General features: G+C 60.5%; 13 protein-coding genes. 9 read left to right on the forward strand and 4 right to left on the reverse strand.

What is annotated here, in order from left to right; all coding sequences use genetic code 11:
* Positions 1-165: 165 nt before the first annotated feature.
* The 9 genes from gdhA to P9L99_08865 all read left to right on the forward strand — a co-directional run bounded on the left by gdhA (position 166) and on the right by P9L99_08865 (position 12,508).
* Positions 166-1,509 carry an NADP-specific glutamate dehydrogenase gene (gene gdhA, locus P9L99_08825; GenBank protein MDP8223449.1) on the forward strand — a complete coding sequence of 448 codons (1,344 nt, stop codon included), beginning with the start codon at positions 166-168 and terminating at the stop codon, positions 1,507-1,509.
* 70 nt (positions 1,510-1,579) lie between these two features.
* On the forward strand, positions 1,580-4,597 hold the full coding sequence (locus tag P9L99_08830) for a PEP/pyruvate-binding domain-containing protein (protein MDP8223450.1): 3,018 nt from the start codon (positions 1,580-1,582) through the stop codon (positions 4,595-4,597).
* A gap of 179 nt (positions 4,598-4,776) precedes the next feature.
* On the forward strand, positions 4,777-7,494 hold the full coding sequence (gene ppdK, locus P9L99_08835; GenBank protein ID MDP8223451.1) for a pyruvate, phosphate dikinase: 2,718 nt from the start codon (positions 4,777-4,779) through the stop codon (positions 7,492-7,494).
* Between the two features lie 151 nt (positions 7,495-7,645).
* A complete protein-coding gene (locus tag P9L99_08840; protein MDP8223452.1) occupies positions 7,646-8,410 on the forward strand; it encodes an alpha/beta fold hydrolase in 765 nt (254 codons plus the stop codon).
* Between the two features lie 19 nt (positions 8,411-8,429).
* The gene (locus tag P9L99_08845) at positions 8,430-9,302 is read left to right on the forward strand and encodes a nitrilase-related carbon-nitrogen hydrolase (GenBank protein MDP8223453.1); all 873 of its coding nucleotides are present in this window, start codon (positions 8,430-8,432) and stop codon (positions 9,300-9,302) included.
* Entirely contained in the window at positions 9,299-9,970 is a 672-nt protein-coding gene (locus tag P9L99_08850; GenBank protein MDP8223454.1) for an SPOR domain-containing protein, read from the forward strand. Before P9L99_08845 ends, P9L99_08850 begins: the two co-directional genes overlap by 4 nt.
* A gap of 13 nt (positions 9,971-9,983) precedes the next feature.
* A complete protein-coding gene (locus tag P9L99_08855; protein ID MDP8223455.1) occupies positions 9,984-11,057 on the forward strand; it encodes a glucose-1-phosphate thymidylyltransferase in 1,074 nt (357 codons plus the stop codon).
* A 2-nt stretch (positions 11,058-11,059) separates the two neighbouring features.
* The gene (gene ruvX, locus P9L99_08860; protein MDP8223456.1) at positions 11,060-11,482 is read left to right on the forward strand and encodes a Holliday junction resolvase RuvX; all 423 of its coding nucleotides are present in this window, start codon (positions 11,060-11,062) and stop codon (positions 11,480-11,482) included.
* Between the two features lie 195 nt (positions 11,483-11,677).
* A complete protein-coding gene (locus P9L99_08865) occupies positions 11,678-12,508 on the forward strand; it encodes a ParA family protein (GenBank protein MDP8223457.1) in 831 nt (276 codons plus the stop codon).
* Positions 12,509-12,577: 69 nt separating this feature from the next.
* Here P9L99_08865 and proC read toward each other — a convergent pair whose 3' ends face one another.
* From proC to P9L99_08885, 4 genes are read right to left on the reverse strand one after another with little or no spacing between them, the layout of a single operon-like run.
* Positions 12,578-13,411, reverse strand: coding sequence for a pyrroline-5-carboxylate reductase (proC, locus tag P9L99_08870; GenBank protein ID MDP8223458.1), 834 nt, complete (start codon positions 13,409-13,411; stop codon positions 12,578-12,580).
* On the reverse strand, positions 13,408-14,280 hold the full coding sequence (locus P9L99_08875; GenBank protein MDP8223459.1) for a glycosyltransferase: 873 nt from the start codon (positions 14,278-14,280) through the stop codon (positions 13,408-13,410). The genes proC and P9L99_08875 overlap by 4 nt, the downstream gene beginning before the upstream one ends.
* The gene (locus P9L99_08880) at positions 14,277-15,503 is read right to left on the reverse strand and encodes a glycosyltransferase (protein ID MDP8223460.1); all 1,227 of its coding nucleotides are present in this window, start codon (positions 15,501-15,503) and stop codon (positions 14,277-14,279) included. Before P9L99_08880 ends, P9L99_08875 begins: the two co-directional genes overlap by 4 nt.
* Before the next feature lie 41 nt (positions 15,504-15,544).
* Positions 15,545-16,297 (reverse strand): tetratricopeptide repeat protein, encoded by a 753-nt coding sequence (locus P9L99_08885; protein ID MDP8223461.1) that lies wholly within the window; start codon positions 16,295-16,297, stop codon positions 15,545-15,547.
* Positions 16,298-16,338 lie beyond the last annotated feature (41 nt).

Raw genomic sequence — 16,338 nt, forward strand, 5'->3', positions numbered from 1 at the left:
ACTGGATATTGTTTCATGTTGACAGGCCTTGAGTTCGGACGCTAATCTCACGGCACGAAACGCCGGTAACTGTTCGAAAAGGGGCGAGTTTGCCGGATACGCCTACCAAAATAAGACATCGAGTCGCCTTCGCGCTTCCCTCATTCACTATAAGGAGAACGTGACATGTATCGTTCCGTCGATGAGTTCATGGGCAATTATGTCATCAAGAAAAATCCTTCGGAGCCGGAATTTCACCAAGCCGTTCACGAAGTGATGGAGTCGATATGGCCGGTGCTCGAAGCCAACCCCAAATACCAGGCCGCCAACATTCTCGACCGGATTGTTGAGCCCGAGCGCGTGATTATGTTCCGCGTGCCGTGGGTCGACGACCAAGGTACGGTACACGTTCAAAAAGGTTTTCGCATTGAAATGAACTCCGCCATCGGCCCCTATAAAGGAGGCCTGCGCTTCCACCCCAGCGTGAACCTGGGCATTCTTAAATTCCTGGCTTTCGAACAGGTTTTCAAAAACAGCCTGACCACGTTGCCCATGGGCGGCGGTAAAGGCGGCAGCGATTTCGACCCGAAAGGCAAGAGCGACGGCGAAGTGTGGCGTTTCTGTCAAGCGTTCATGATGGAACTTTTCCGGCACATCGGCCCGAACACCGACGTGCCCGCCGGGGACATCGGCGTGGGCGGCCGCGAAATCGGCTTCCTGTACGGCACGTACAAAAAACTGCGCAATGAGTTCACCGGCGTGCTGACCGGCAAGGGTATCAATTGGGGCGGCAGCTTGGTTCGGCCCGAGGCGACCGGTTACGGCTGTGTCTATTTCGCCCAGGAAATGCTTGCGACGCGCGGTGAGTCGTTCAAGGGCAAGAAGGTCGCCATTTCGGGTTCGGGCAACGTGGCGCAATACGCGGCGCAGAAAGTCATCGAACTCGGCGGCATCGTCGTCACACTTTCGGATTCCAACGGCTCGATCCACGATCCCGACGGCATCGACGCGGCCAAGCTCGCGTGGATCATGGAACTCAAGAACGTGCGCCGCGGCCGCATCAAGACCTACGTCGAACAGTATCCCAACGCCGAGTACATGGAAGGTCAACGGCCGTGGAGCGTGCCGGTCGACATCGCGCTGCCGTGCGCGACGGAAAATGAGATCAGCGCCGACGAGGCGAAAACCCTCGTCGCCAACGACTGCTTCTGCGTGACCGAAGGCGCCAACATGCCCTCGATGCCCGAAGCGATTGACGTATGGATGGAAAGCAAGATTCTCTACGGTCCGGGTAAAGCTGCCAACGCCGGCGGCGTCGCGGTGTCCGGTTTGGAAATGTCGCAAAACAGCATGCGCCTGAATTGGCCGCGGGCCGAGGTCGACGGGCGGCTGCACGAAATCATGAAAGCGATCCACCAAATGTGCGTCCGGTACGGCAAGGATGGTGACTTCATCAACTACGTCGACGGCGCCAACATCGCCGGCTTCATCAAGGTGGCCGACGCGATGATCGACCAGGGCGTCTATTAAGCGCCATTCCTATCGACAAGCGGGCGGGGGTGTCGTTAAGATACTCCTGCCACTTTTTAGGGAACCGTGAATGACACCGCAGCAAAAACGACGCGTCTTGAAATTTCGGCGCTATCACAACCTGATGCCGCACCGGGTACGGGAAGTGTTGCTCGTGTCTTCACTGTACGACGCGTTCATTCTGCAGGAAGACGGTCACCTGACCGAGCAAATCTTCTTGGAGTACAAGTCGCTGGCGCTTTCCAGCGCGCCGCGTTTTACGCACGTGACCGGTTCCCAAGCTGCGTTGGACGCGATGGAATCGCGGCGCTTCGACGTCGTGCTGGTGATGCCGCGCATTCAAAACCTGGACTTGATCGATTTCGGAAGACAGGTCAAGGAGAAGCGGCCGGGTCGTCCCGTCGTCGTGCTGGCCTTCGACAATCACGAATTGGACGAACTGCGGGTGCTGAACGAGTCGCCGTATATCGACGCCGTGTTCAGTTGGAACGGCGACGCAACGATTCTTCTCGCGATCATCAAATACATCGAAGACCGGGAAAACATCGATCACGACATCGCCGTGGCCGACGTGCGTGTGATCTTGCTGGTGGAGGATTCGATTCGCTTTTACTCGGAATATTTCGCCCGCTTGTACCCGGAACTCATGCGGCAATCCCAGCGACTTTTTTCCGAGGGCCTCAACCGACTTCAGAAACTACTGCGCATGCGCACGCGGCCGAAAATCCTCCATACGACGACCTATGAAGGCGCCGTCGAGTTATTTGAGAAATATCGCGACAACCTGGTCGCGGTGATTGCCGACGCGGGCTTTTATCGCCACGGCCGGCATGACAAACGCTGCGGCTTGGACCTAGTCCGCGAATTCCGCAAACATGTGCCGAGCTTGCCCATCCTATTTCAAACCGCCAACGAAGAGATGCGCGGCGAAGTGGGCGAGCTGGGAGTCCGTTTCCTCAATAAAACCTCGCCGCAGTTGCTGAACGATTTGCAAACCTTCTTGGAAGAGAACGTCGGCTTCGGCGACTTCGTGTTTCGCATGCCGTCGGGGGAGGAAATCGCTCGGGCTACCGACATTCGGGCGTTGGAACAATGTCTCGTGACGATTCCGGCCGCGTCGTTGGAGTATCACGCGGGACAAAACCACATTTCCAACTGGTTGATGGCGCGAAGCGAATTCGAGCTCGCCGCGAAAATCGGTTCGAAGAAAGTCAGCGACTTCAAATCGGTTGAAGACGTGCGCCGCTACTTGCTCACGGAATTGCGCCGGTTACGCAAGGGCACCCGCGAGGGGATCATCAGCGATTTCTCGGTAGAGAATTTCGACCCCGACAGCCTCTTTCAGCGCATCGGCGCCGGGTCATTGGGCGGCAAGGCGCGCGGCCTCGCGTTCATGAACTTGTTACTTACCTCGCACCAATACCGCGGCATGGTCGGCGGCATGCCGGCGCAGATTCCGCAGACCTTTGTTCTGTCCACCGAAAATTTCGACCGCTTCATCGAAGAGAACGACTTGCATCACTTCGCGTTCGCGCCGACCGAAGATGAGGAAGTTAATCGCCGTTTTTTGCGGGCCCGTCTGCCGCATCAGGTTGTCGAGGCGCTGGAAAAAATCATCGAGTTCCTAGACTGCCCGCTGGCGGTGCGCAGTTCGAGTTTGCTCGAGGACGACATGTCGCACCCCTTCGCGGGGATCTACCGCACGATCATGCTGGCCAACAACGCGCTGTTCACACAGACCCGCCTGGACCATTTGTGCGATGCGGTGAAGCTCGTGTACGCCTCGACCTTTCACAACAATGCCAAGGCCTATATCGAAAACACGAGTCACCGCGTCGAACAGGAAAAGATGGCGGTGGTCATCCAGCGGGTCGTCGGGCAACGCTACGAAAAACGCTTTTATCCGCATTTCGCCGGTGTCGCCCAATCCTACAACTACTACCCCGTCGGACCGCAAAACGCCGAGGACGGCGTCGTACAAATGGCCCTGGGGTTGGGGCGGATGGTTGTTGAAGGCGGGCACATCTATCGATTCAGCCCGCATTATCCGAAGCTCGCGCCCCAGTATCCTTCGCCCGCGATGATGCTGAAAAATTCGCAAAACCGTTTCTACTCCCTGGACCTCACACTCGGCGAAGAAGAAACGCAGCATTTCGAAGACGCGCTCGGGGATATCCAAGCCTACGATCTGACGGCCGCCGAACAAGACGGCACGCTGCAAATGGTCGGCAGCCGCTACGACGCCGATAACGACCGCTTAACCGAAGGCCCCGAAGCCGTCGGCCCCTGGGTGGTCACGTTTAGCAACATCCTCAAGTACAGCAGCGTGCCGCTGCCCGACGCGCTCTGCGACATACTCGATCTCATGGCCGACGGTATGGGTTGCGCGGTAGAGGTCGAATTTGCCTGCGACATGGGCGACTACGGCCGGAGGTTGGAACGCGGTCGTAAACGCCGCGCGCCGCCCACAATGTATGCGTTGCAGCTACGGCCGATTGTCACGTTGTCGGAACTGACGATGGTGGAAAACGGCACCTTCACCGACCAGGAAATTATCTGCCGGTCGATCCAAGCTTTGGGACACGGCAGCTATGAAAATCTGTTCGACGTGGTCTACGTCAAGCAAGAACGATTCAAAGCCGCGGAATCGACACAGATTGCCAAGGAAGTCGGTGACATCAATCGCAAGCTGCATGCCGAAGGACGACCGTACATTTTGATCGGCCCCGGGCGATGGGGATCCAGCGATCATTGGCTTGGCATTCCGGTCGCCTGGTCGCAAATCTCGGGGGCGCAGATCATCATCGAGGCGTCGCCCAAAGACTTCCACGTCGACCCGTCGCAGGGGTCGCACTTCTTTCACAACATCACATCATTGGGTTTGGGGTATTTCACGGTGCCGCCGGGCGCTACCGCGCCGCAAGACGACGACGCCGCTTTCCTTGACTGGGCGTGGCTTGATTCCCGCCCGGCATGCGAAGAAACCCAGTACTTGCGGCACGTGCGGTTGGATCGTTCGCTGACGGCCATGATTGACGGTCGCAAGGGGCTGGGCGTGATTGCCTGCTGTCAGGGCGGGTGCGTGTGACAGCGAATTTCATTTTTCGCGGCTTGACGAATCTAGGCGGTCGGCGACGTCGTCGGAACGCTCTCGGCCAATACAGACAACAGAGCGGCGTGTTTGACAATTCAACGCCGCTTCTTATTTTGTGGACCGGGTTTCGGCCCGTGGAAATGCGCATTTCTTCGATTAAAAGGAGTTGAGTAATGGCTACCAAGTACGTCTACTCGTTCGGCGACGGCAAGGCTGAAGGCAACACGAAAATGAAGAACCTGCTGGGCGGTAAAGGAGCCAACCTCGCCGAAATGAGCAGCATTGGCGTGCCCGTGCCGGCGGGGTTTACGATCACGACCGAGGTTTGCACTTACTATTACCAGAACAAAGACACGTACCCGCAGAGTCTGGAAGCAGACGTCGCCAAGGCCATCAAACGCATCGAGCGGGCCATGGGGCGTACCTTCGGCAATACGGCCGACCCGCTTTTGCTCAGCGTTCGTAGCGGTGCCCGTGAATCCATGCCGGGCATGATGGATACCGTCTTGAATCTCGGCCTGAACGACCAGACGGTTCAGGGCCTGGCGGCCACGGGTAACGAGCGTTTCGCATGGGACAGCTACCGTCGCTTCGTGCAGATGTACGGTGACGTCGTGCTCGACATGAAACCGCGGGAGAAAACCGACATCAATCCGTTCGAGGAAATCCTGGAGGAAGTCAAAAAGAAGCGGAAGATCGAACTGGATATCGACCTGACCGTGGACGACCTCAAATTGCTGGTCAAAAAATTCAAGGCCGCCATCAAGAAACACCGCGGCATCATCTTCCCGGAAGACCCGCATGAACAATTGTGGGGCGCCATCGGCGCGGTGTTCGGGTCCTGGAACAACCAGCGCGCCATTCACTATCGCCGCATGAACAAAATTCCCGACGAATGGGGCACGGCCGTCAACGTGCAGAGCATGGTGTTCGGCAATATGGGCGATGACAGCGCGACCGGCGTGGCGTTCACTCGCAACCCGGCCAACGGCGACAACGAGTTTTACGGCGAATGGCTGCTCAACGCGCAGGGCGAAGACGTCGTGGCCGGAACCCGCACGCCGCAACCGATCGTCACATTGAAAAAAGAAATGCCCGTCGCTTACCGGCAGCTCATGGACATTCGCGCCAAGCTGGAAAAGCACTACAAAGACATGCAGGATGTCGAATTCACCATCCAGCAGGGCAAGCTGTGGATGCTGCAAACCCGCACCGGTAAGCGCACCGGTTTCGCCGACTGCATTATCGCCGTGGACATGGTGCGCGAGCGGCTCATCACCCAAAAGACGGCCATCTGCCGCGTGAATCCGAATTCGCTCAACCAGTTGTTGGCGCCGATCTTCGACGATAAGGCGAAAAACGTGGCGATCAAAAACGGTGCCTTGCTGACCAAGGGCCTGCCGGCCGGTCCGGGCGCGGCGACCGGACGCATCGCGTTCCACGCCGATGACGCCGCCGACATGGCCAAAGACGGCGAGCCCGTGATCCTCGTGCGCATCGAAACCAGCCCCGAGGATATTAAGGGCATGGAAGCGGCCAAGGGCATCCTGACCGCCCGCGGCGGCATGACCAGCCACGCCGCTTTGGTGGCTCGCCAAATGGGGCGCGTTTGCGTCGCCGGCTGCGGAGCGCTCGAGATCGATTACAAAAAGGGCTCGATGAAGGTCGGTGGCCAAGCCTTCAAAGAAGGCGACTTTATCAGCCTCGACGGCACCGTCGGCGAAGTGCTCGCCGGGCAGATTGCCGTGTCGCCCTCCAAGGTGAAGGTGGCGCTTTTCGGCAAAGGCGCCGCGAAAACCGCGGCGAGGCGCGACCGCGTATTCCAAGCCTACGAGCTGCTGATGAAGTGGGCCGACAAGTTCCGCACGATGGAAGTGTGGACTAACGCCGACCAGCCCGACCAGGCGGCCGAAGCAATCGTCTACGGCGCGCAGGGCATCGGCCTGTGCCGCACGGAGCACATGTTTTTCGGCGGCGATCGCATCGTGGCGGTCCGGGAGATGATTCTTGCCGACGACACCGCCGGGCGAGAAAAGGCGCTCAAGAAACTGCTGCCGATCCAGCGCCGTGACTTCATCGGTATTTTCAAGGCGATGGGCGCGCGGCCGGTGACGATCCGCCTGCTCGACCCGCCGTTGCACGAGTTCTTGCCGCACACGAAAAAAGAGGTCGAAGAAGTCGCCAAAGTCATGGGTGTGTCGCCGAAGAAAGTCGTGGCGAAGACCGAAAGCCTCAGTGAAACGAACCCGATGCTTGGACATCGCGGCTGCCGGCTGGGCGTCAGTTATCCGGAAATCTATCGCATGCAGGTGCGGGCGATCGCCGAAGCCGCCGTGCAGGTGAAAACGAAAAACGGCGTCAAGGTCAAGCCGGAAATCATGATTCCGCTGGTCGGCACATGGAAGGAACTCCAGTTGCTGCGGCGCGAAGCCGAGGAAGTAATCGCCGAAGTGATGGCGAAGAAGAAGGCCAAGGTGAAGATCCTGATCGGCACGATGATCGAACTGCCGCGCGCCGCGCTGACGGCCGGTGAGATCGCGCAAGTCGCCGATTTCTTCAGCTTCGGCACCAACGACTTGACGCAAACCACCTTCGGCTTGTCCCGTGACGATGCCGGTAAATTCCTACCCGAATACGTCGACAAAGGCATCCTACCCGAGGATCCTTTCATCGCGGTGGACAAGACGGGCGTTGGCCGATTGATGTCCATCGGCGCCACCGAAGGCCGCGCCGCCAACCCGAAGCTGCAGGTCGGTATTTGCGGCGAGCACGGCGGCGAACCCAGTTCGGTCAAGTTCTGCCACGAGATCGGCTTGAACTACGTGTCGTGCAGCCCGCCGCGCGTGCCGATCGCCAGACTCGCGGCGGCCCAGGCGGCGTTGGAGAGCTAATCGCGCGAAGCAACAAGCGTTCGACGAACTTTCGGGGAGCCGCGCCGCGGTTCCCCGTTTTTGATTAATCGGCGGATCGCACTTGCCGCCAACCGCTGCAACTTGCTAAATATGACTATCTTTTTGCCGGTAGATCGGGGGGATCGAAATCATGAAGAAAGCGCTGTTAATCGTCCTCGTGTTGTTGCTGGCCGGCGGGTTCGCGGTGGCTTTGGCCGATCTCGCGCCGCCGCCGGATGCCTGGGGCGACGACATTGTGCTGGAATTGACCGCCTCGGACGGCGTGAAAATACACGGACGGTTCACTAACGCGCGGCGACACGGGGCGCGGGCGTTGATTTTGGTGCATATGCTCGGACGTACGCACGCCGACTGGGAGGCCTTTGCCGAAGCAGCGCGTGCCAGAGGTATCTGTACGGTGGCGATCGACCTGCGAGGGCACGGCGCGTCGAACCAAGACAAGAGCGGAAAGAAGCTCGTTTGGAAGAACTTCAGCGGCGAAGACTTCCGCAACGCGGTCAAGGATGTGGATGCCGCCTACCAGTACCTGGCACAGATTCCGCACATCGACAGGGATGCCATCGCCGTGGTCGGCGCGAGCATCGGCGCGAACCTCGCACTCAACTTCGCCGCTGAACATCCCGACACGATTCAAGCCGCGGTCTTGCTTTCTCCGGGCAAAAACTACAAAGGTGTCGCGACCGAGGCAGCTGCGAAATCCTATCCGGGCAAGATGTTGTTTTACGCGGCTAAAGGCGACTCCTATTCCTACCAGTCGACGAAGCAACTCGTCGCGCTGGCCGGCGACCGGGCGGTATTCCGCGACTTCCCCGGCAACGCGCACGGGACGCGGGCTTTTGACACGGACAAGAAATTCATCGCCGAAATCCTCGACTGGCTGGACAAGAACCTCTAAGGAAGAACGGAACTTACGTATGAGCCAAACCGCCAAAATCGCCGGCGTGCAACTCGCCGGCACGCCGGATATCGAACGCAACATTCGACGCGCAACCGAAATGATCGACTTAGCCGCACGGCACGGAGCGAAGGTAGTCGTGCTGCCGGAACTGTGGGCGTACCCGTGGTTCGTCGATAGCGTCGAAAACGCCGCGAAATCCATGGCCGAGCCGTTGACCGGTCCGTTGATCGGCGAAATGCGTAAACGCGCCGGCGAGACCGGCGTGTGCTTGGTGGTCCCGTTTTTCGAATCAACCGACGATGACGGCCCGTGCTACAACAGCGCCGCGGTGATCGATACGGCGGGCGAGGTCGCCGGTGTGTACCGCAAAGTCCACGTTCCGCAGGTGCCCGGTTGGGAGGAACGTCACTACTTCGCGCCCGGCGACAAGAGCTTTCCCGTATTCGACTCGCCCATCGGCAAAATCGGCGTGCAACTCGGCTGGGACATGCTGTTCCCCGAGGGCGTGCGATGCCTGGCGTTGGCGGGCGCGGAAGTCGTTGTGGCTCCCATGGCGGTCAGCGCCGACAACTCCGACCTTTGGCACCACGCGGTTGCCGCCGGGGCTTTCCTCAACGGCGTGTGGATTTGCCGCGTCGGCCGCGTCGGCAGCGAGCAGGGCATTCGCTTCGCGGGCAATTCGGCATGCGCCTTGCCGACCGGCGATTTCCTGGACGAACCCGCTTCGGATATTGAAGGTGTAACCTTGTGGGAATACGATCCGCGACTCGTGCCGTTAGTTCGACGCGATTGGCCGCTGTTGCGTGATCGCCGCCCGGAAATGTACGGTGCATTAACGGCCGCGCCGCCCAACGACCTGGCGGGTGCCGAAGGAGAATCGTCGCAATGAGGGATTTGCGCAAGCTTCGGAGTAAATACGAAGTCAAACTCGACAACCGGCACATCGCATATCTGCTGATCGCCGAGTTGGTGATCGTCGCGGTGTTTTTCGCCTTGGGCGTAGTTGTCGGCAAAGGCATGGGACAACTGGACCGGAGCGGCGCGATCGTCGCCGCATCGCCCACCCCGGAAGCCCCGACGCCGGTGGTTCTGGAAACTCCGACCCCGGAAATCGAATTCCCGGCAACTCCGATCGTCGCCGATGTCACACCCGAGCCGACGCCGGACATGACGCCGGAGCCTACACCCGAAGGCCCGATTTTAGACAGCGAGCAGCCGGTGGTTACTCCGACGCCCAGCGAGGCCGATTTGGCCCCCGCCGTCGAACCCGACCCGACGCAAATCGATATCGGGGCCCTGCCGCAACCAACAAAATCCGGCGACTACTGGACGGTGCAGGTCGGTTCGTACCCGACCAAGAAAGAAGCCAAGGCGATGTATGACCGCATGGCGGCTTCCGGTAACGTGGCGGCCATCGAAACCGCCGACCTGGGCGACCGCGGCACCTGGTATCGGATTAGTGTGGGCCAGTACGCCACCGACGCCGGAGCCCGTGCGGTGGCTTCCGCCTTGCGGCAGCGTGAAAACATCGACACCTGGGTGCGCTATGTCCCCTGACGCGGAGAAACCGATGCGTAAACTCAAAGGTCTGATCCTGGCCGGCGGCAAGGGAACGCGTCTGCGGCCGATTACCCACACGAGCGCCAAACAACTCGTGCCCGTCGCCAACGAACCGGTGCTTTTCTACGGCATCCGGGCGATCCGTGAGGCGGGCATCGAGGAAATCGGCATCGTGGTGGGTGACACGGCGGCGGAAATCAAAGAAGCGGTCGGCGACGGTTCCGCCTTCGGCGTCAAAGTGGAGTACATCCACCAGAGCGCGCCCCTGGGGCTGGCGCACGCCGTACTGGAATCGCGGGACTACCTCGGCGATACGGCGTTCGTGATGTATCTGGGCGACAACCTGATTTTGCGCGGCATTCATGAGTTGGTGAACGAGTTTCGGTCCGGCGACGCCGACGCGCAGATCATGCTGGCGGCGGTGCCCAACCCGAGTTCCTTCGGCGTGGCTTACTTGGACGAAACCGGCCGGGTGACGAAACTCGAAGAAAAACCGCCCGAGCCGATGAGCAACCTGGCGTTGGTCGGCGTGTACATGTTCGACCAGCCGATTTGGGAAGCCGTGCGAAGCATCAAGCCGTCCCAGCGCGGCGAGTTGGAGATCACCGACGCCATCCAGTGGCTTGTCGACGCCGGCAAGAAAGTACAGAGCCACATGGTGACCGGTTGGTGGAAGGACACAGGAAAGTTGGAGGACATGCTGGAAGCCAACCGCATGGTGCTCGACACCTTCGAGACCAAGATCGAAGGCGAAGTGCAGGGCAGCAACGTGGAGTTCAAAGTCGTCATTCAACCGGGCGCGCGAATCATCGACTCGACCGTGCGCGGTCCGGCGATCATCGGTGCAAACACGGTGATCGAAAACAGCTACGTGGGGCCGTTCACCTCGATCTACCACGATTGCCACATTCGCAACTGTGAGATCGAGCACTCCATTGTCCTGGAAAGCAGCCGGCTGCACGACCTGCGCGACCGCATCTGCGACAGCCTGATCGGCCGCGACGTGACCGTGGCGCCCAGCGAGCTAAAGCCGCGAGCCATTCGCCTGATGCTGGGCGACTCTTCCGACGTGCGGTTGTTCTAACCATGCGAGCCTTGGCCATCGATGTCGGAACCGTGCGCGTCGGGTTGGCCGTCTCGGACCCCCTGGGACTGACCGCTCAACCTCTGGTTGTCATACGACGCGGCAAACCGGCGGCCGATTTAGAGGCAATCCGCGCCGTCGTTACGGAAAAGGAAGTCGATATCCTGGTTGTCGGCCTGCCGATCAACATGGACGGCAGCGAAGGACCGGCGGCGACAATGGCCCGCGATTTCGCGAAGTTACTTGAGCCGCTGGGGTTGCCCATCGAGTTCGCCGACGAGCGTTTATCCAGTGCCGTGGCCGAACACGTCTTGCTGGCCGCCGACATGCGTCGCGACAAGCGCAAACAGGTGCGCGACAAAGTTGCGGCGGCGGTCATTTTGCAGGCTTGGCTGGATGGGCGAGGGCGCGGAAATCTCGCGTAATTTTCACACGCTGGCCCCAAGATGTGCCCGGAACGCCCTTGTAAGCAAAAAGCGATCTGGTTATGCTACGCGTAATGTACGCCGGGTAGTCTTGAAGTCGGCCGCGTACCCACACGGCCCGGTGATCGGCTATCCGCGTGTTTTCGCGATTCGGCCGCGACGGCAAAGCGTCGTGCCGCTACTCGGGAGAAGTGCATGGGCAAAGTGATCGCCATCGCCAGCCAAAAAGGCGGTGTTGGTAAAACGACGACGACGGTCAATCTCGCAGCCAGTTTGGCAACGATGAAACAGCGCTGCCTCGTTCTGGACCTCGACGAGCAAAACGCCGTCAGTTTCGGGCTCGGCTTGTCGCGCCAGAAAATGGAGCACGGCCTTTACGACGTGTTTCTCGGCCGCCGCAAACTGGGACAGGTCATTCAAGGCACCACGCTTCCTTATTTGAAGGTGATCCCTTACGGCAAAGGCACGTTGACCGACGAGTTCGAGAAATTCGTGCGCCAGCAGGGCAGTGCCGCGCTGTTGAAAAAGTACGTCCAGGCTTTGCGCAAGAGCTGTGATTTCATTCTCATCGACTGCCCGCCGGGCATGGGTGACTTGACGATTTACGCGCTTAGCGCTTCCGACAGTGTGCTGGTACCGATGCAGTGCGAGCCGCTGTCACTCAAGACCCTTACCCAGATCCTCAAAATCATCCGCAAGGTGCGGCGGCAAATCAATCCGGAACTGGTCATCGAAGGTTTGCTGATGACCATGTACGACGAGAATTACCGCATCGCGCGCGAGGTTTGCCAGAATGTGTGGGCGAACTTCCCGGAAGAAGTCGTGTTCCGAAATGTCATTCCGCGCATGGAGGAGTTCTCCACCGCCTTCGCCGTCGGACGTCCGATCATCACTCAGGATCCCGAGGCGGAAGTGGCCAAGGCGTACCTGCAGCTTGCCAAGGAAATCCTGGCCAAGCGCAAAAAGGAACTGACCGAGAAGGCCGCGGCGGGTGGCGAGGACGATTCCCAAATCGCATCGTCCTAGATATTCAACACATCCAACAACGTCATAACCGAAGCGCGACCCCGCGATGGGTCGGCGCTGCTGAGGCCGTCATTTCCGGCCGTTGATGACCTTGCCCAATTCTTCGCTTTTCTTGGCGGCCGCTTCCACGGCGTCCATAACCGTGCTGCGAAAGGTTCCCTTTTCAAGCGCCTTGAGCCCCGCGAACGTCGTTCCGCCCGGGGTGGCGACCAGGTCGCGCAGTTCGCCGGCATGCCGGCCGGTTTGCATGAACATTTTGCCCGCGCCGTATACCGTTTGCGCCGCGAGCAAATTGCTCACTTTGCGCGACAACCCCATTTGCACCCCGGCATCGGATAAGGCTTCGATCATCATGAACACGAACGCCGGGCCCGATCCGGAAAGACCGGTCACCACATCCATCAATTCTTCGCTGCGGATGATGACGGTTTTGCCGATCGTGTGAAAAATCTTCTCCACGAGCGCGAGGTCTTGTTCCGTGGCGTGTAACCCGGGGCACAACGCGCTCGCGCCCGCTTGCACCAGCGCCGGAGCGTTGGGCATGACGCGGATGATGCGCAAATCCTTTTCGGGGAAGTGCTCGGCGAGATAGCTCGTCGTGATGCCCGCCGCGATGGAGATGAGCAACGTGGACTCGTCGATTGCTTCGAACAGTTCGAGCAGTACCGTGTTAATGTTCTGCGGCTTGATGGCCAGGATGATGATATCGCTGGTCACGCACATGTCGGCATTCGACGCGCCGACCTCAATGCCGTAGCTTTCCTGAATCATCTGGCGGCGTTCGAGCGTCGGCTCCGTGGCGCAAAGATGCGCCGGGTCGACCGCGCCCGCATCCAGCAGGCCGCGAATCAGTACCTCGCCCATATTGCCGGCGCCGATCACGGCGATTTTCTTATCGATCACGTTTTCCTCCCATCACGAAGATGTTGCGCGCGCTCACTGTAGCTACGCCACAGGGGCCATCGCAAGGCCGTGACCCGAACCAGTAAGTTGACCAACGCGAAAGCGGCGCGCGGCAAATCCAAATGTCGCAGTGCCCGCCCGCATGCTGGCCACAAATTTCGGCAAGCGACGAGCGTTAGGGCTCCCGTCGCTTGGCCGTGAAGCAGGAGGGCCCGCGCGGCCGCTCGGTTGTGTCGCCAAGCCTGGCGCAGCACGCCGCGGCAATCGTCGCTGCGGGCGTGGTCGACTATGGCATCGGGCCGGTACGCGAGCCGCCCGCCCCGGGCGCGCAAGCGCAGCGACATCTCGACGTCCTCGCCGCAGGAAGTGAAGTCGGCATCGAAATTCCCCGCTTCGCGCAGGGCGGCGACACGAAAGGCGACACACAATCCCATGACCATCCAGTCGTCGTCGAGGGGTTCCAAGCCGTGAGATTGCGGCGTGTGCGCGGCGCGCCAGCGGTCGGCAAACGTGGCATGCGCCGCCTCAACGCCGCGCCCGCCCACAGCGGCGACATCGTTGTCAGTGAACGGCGCCAATAGCGCGGCGGCCGTGCCGGGTCGGGGGATGGCGTCGGCGTCGAAAAAAACGACGATATCGGCATCGCATACGCCGAGCAACGTGTTGCGAGCTGCGCCCAAACCACGCGGATGATCGTGCCGCACGAGTGTCGCTCCGGCGCGACGCGCCCGCTCGGGTCCATCGTCGAGGCTGCCGTCGTCGCACACCCAAACCTGTTGCGGCGGCGGCTTCTGCGCCAGCGCGGCACGCACGACGTGCGCCACCGTGGCCGCGTTGTCACGCAGCGGAATGCCGATCTCGTATTTCACGGCTGCTCGCTCCCCCGTCGCAGGTGGGCCGCGAGGTCGTCCTGAATGCGGTGATCGTAGCCGACGCCGCGCTGCAGTTCGCGCCACGCTTTCGCCGAAGCCGCCAAGCCGCCAAGCGCCGCCGCCCAGGCTTCCGCCGTGTTGGGGGCGACGATTTTCGCGCCGCATAGCGCCGGTGTTTCAGCGAGGCCGCCCAGGTCCGAAACCAGCACCGGGGTGCCGCTTTGTGCCGCCTCCAAAACGGCCAAGGGAAGATTCTCCGGCCACGTGCTGGGTACGGCGACGACATCGACCGCGCCCAAAATCGCGGGCAACTCATGGCGATCGAAACCGCCGGCGAATTCCACTGCCGCACCGGCGGCGCGTTGTCGCAGCGACGAGACATAATCCGGGTCGCCGTCACCGGCGATACGCAGGCGAAAAGCGGGTTCGAGACGGGTCGCGTCGATTAGCGTTTCCAAGCCTTTTTCCGGCGCCAAGCGGCCCAGGTAGCCAACTACCAACGGTTGGCGCGGGCCTTCTCGGGGTATCGGCGAACTCGCCGGTAAGCCGTAGGGAAGATAGACGAGGTTGGCACGCTCGAATCCGTGACGGCGGTGCGCTTCAAGGACGGCGCGGCTGGGCACGAACACCGCGTGCGCGGCGCGGTAGGCGCGTCGCAGCAGTAAATTCCGCCAGGCGAATCCGACCGCGTGGACCGGTTGCCACAGGATGCCGGGCCAACTGTTGTATTCCGGCTTGCCGCAAGCCCGGCACGCCACGCCGCGCTGCGGTCCGTCGCACGGCACGCCGCCCGGCTTTTGGAACGTGATGCGATGACAAAACGCCCAGTAATCGTGCAACGTGGCCGTCACGCCCAGATCGTTTTGGCGGGCCCACATGGCCACGCCGGCGCTGGTCATCAGGAAGTGATGAATGTGCAGGTGATCGGCACCGAAGTCCGTCAGCAAGCTCGTGATGCGGATGTAGGCCGCCGGGTTATCGAAACTCTCCTGGAAGCGAAAGCGTTTGCGCGGCTGCATGAGCGCTTGGGCGTCGAGCACGGCGTAACGAATGCCGTCGTCGACTTCTTCGCGAACCTCCTCTCCCTTGCCGTCACCGCGACAAATTACCAACACCTCGTGCCCGGCATCGCGCGCGGCTCGCGCTAAATGCCCTGCATAGACTTCCGCACCGCCGAAACGGTCGCGGGGGTCTTGGTGGATGAGATAGGCCAATCGCATGGGTCAAGGAAAGCACAAGCGACGCGGGCGGTCAAAGCGAATCAGCGGTGGCGCGCCAGCCACTGCTTGGCTTTACGTACGTAGGGGCGGGCCTGCTTCATGTTGAAGCCGGGCAGGCTTTTGGCTTCTCGGACGGCCCGCTCCAACTCACCGCGCGCCTCGTCGGTTTGGCCGGTGTCGGCCAACAGAAGGCCGTAGCGCACGCGCGTCTCGGTCAGGCTGGATTGCTCCAGCACCTTGCGAAACGCCTTGAGAGCTTCTTCCCGATGTCCGGCGGCGGCCAAGCTGCGTCCGTAGGCGAGGTAGGCGTCGCCGAACTTGAAACGCGGATCCTCACGCACGATCGGGGCGAGAAGTTGAGAAGCCTCTTCGGGTTGGCCGAGTTTTTCGAGAGTGACGGCCAGCCAATAGGCGGTTTCGGGCTCGTCGTCGTGTTGCAGAGCGTGGCGGAGCATTTTTTCAGCCCGCTCCGGGTTACCGCGACGGTACAGCAATTCGCCCAATTCGGCAGAATCGCGGGGCAGGCCCATTTCCTCGACCTTCAGTTCGAGTTCTTTGACACGTCGCCGTTGGTCGAAGCTCAGTGATACGCGATGTTTGAGGGGCCCGGCGCTGCTGAAGCGCGGCAGGATAACATTGACAACCAGGTAGGCGAGCGAACCCAGCGGCCCGAGAAAAATGATGACGAAAATCCAATAGGTGTCGGGCCGCGTGACGAAAAAGTGAATAACCGCAACTAGTGTCAACAGACCACCGAGCCAATAAGGCAGCGATAACAAAGTAGCTCCCAGCATCATGCATCCTCACGCGTTGGATTGCCGCAACTTACCAAAGT

Source organism: Candidatus Lernaella stagnicola, assembly GCA_030765525.1.
In the GTDB taxonomy this organism is placed as follows: Bacteria; Lernaellota; Lernaellaia; order Lernaellales; family Lernaellaceae; genus Lernaella; species Lernaella stagnicola.

Coding starts and splice junctions, on each gene's coding strand:
- ppdK (MDP8223451.1), top strand. CDS start 4,777: ATGGCTACCAAGTACGTCTACTCGTTCGGCGACGGCAAGGCTGAAGGC.
- P9L99_08855 (MDP8223455.1), top strand. CDS start 9,984: ATGCGTAAACTCAAAGGTCTGATCCTGGCCGGCGGCAAGGGAACGCGT.
- P9L99_08840 (MDP8223452.1), top strand. CDS start 7,646: ATGAAGAAAGCGCTGTTAATCGTCCTCGTGTTGTTGCTGGCCGGCGGG.
- ruvX (MDP8223456.1), top strand. CDS start 11,060: ATGCGAGCCTTGGCCATCGATGTCGGAACCGTGCGCGTCGGGTTGGCC.
- P9L99_08830 (MDP8223450.1), top strand. CDS start 1,580: ATGACACCGCAGCAAAAACGACGCGTCTTGAAATTTCGGCGCTATCAC.
- P9L99_08880 (MDP8223460.1), bottom strand. CDS start 15,503: ATGCGATTGGCCTATCTCATCCACCAAGACCCCCGCGACCGTTTCGGC.
- P9L99_08845 (MDP8223453.1), top strand. CDS start 8,430: ATGAGCCAAACCGCCAAAATCGCCGGCGTGCAACTCGCCGGCACGCCG.
- P9L99_08850 (MDP8223454.1), top strand. CDS start 9,299: ATGAGGGATTTGCGCAAGCTTCGGAGTAAATACGAAGTCAAACTCGAC.
- gdhA (MDP8223449.1), top strand. CDS start 166: ATGTATCGTTCCGTCGATGAGTTCATGGGCAATTATGTCATCAAGAAA.
- P9L99_08885 (MDP8223461.1), bottom strand. CDS start 16,297: ATGCTGGGAGCTACTTTGTTATCGCTGCCTTATTGGCTCGGTGGTCTG.
- P9L99_08865 (MDP8223457.1), top strand. CDS start 11,678: ATGGGCAAAGTGATCGCCATCGCCAGCCAAAAAGGCGGTGTTGGTAAA.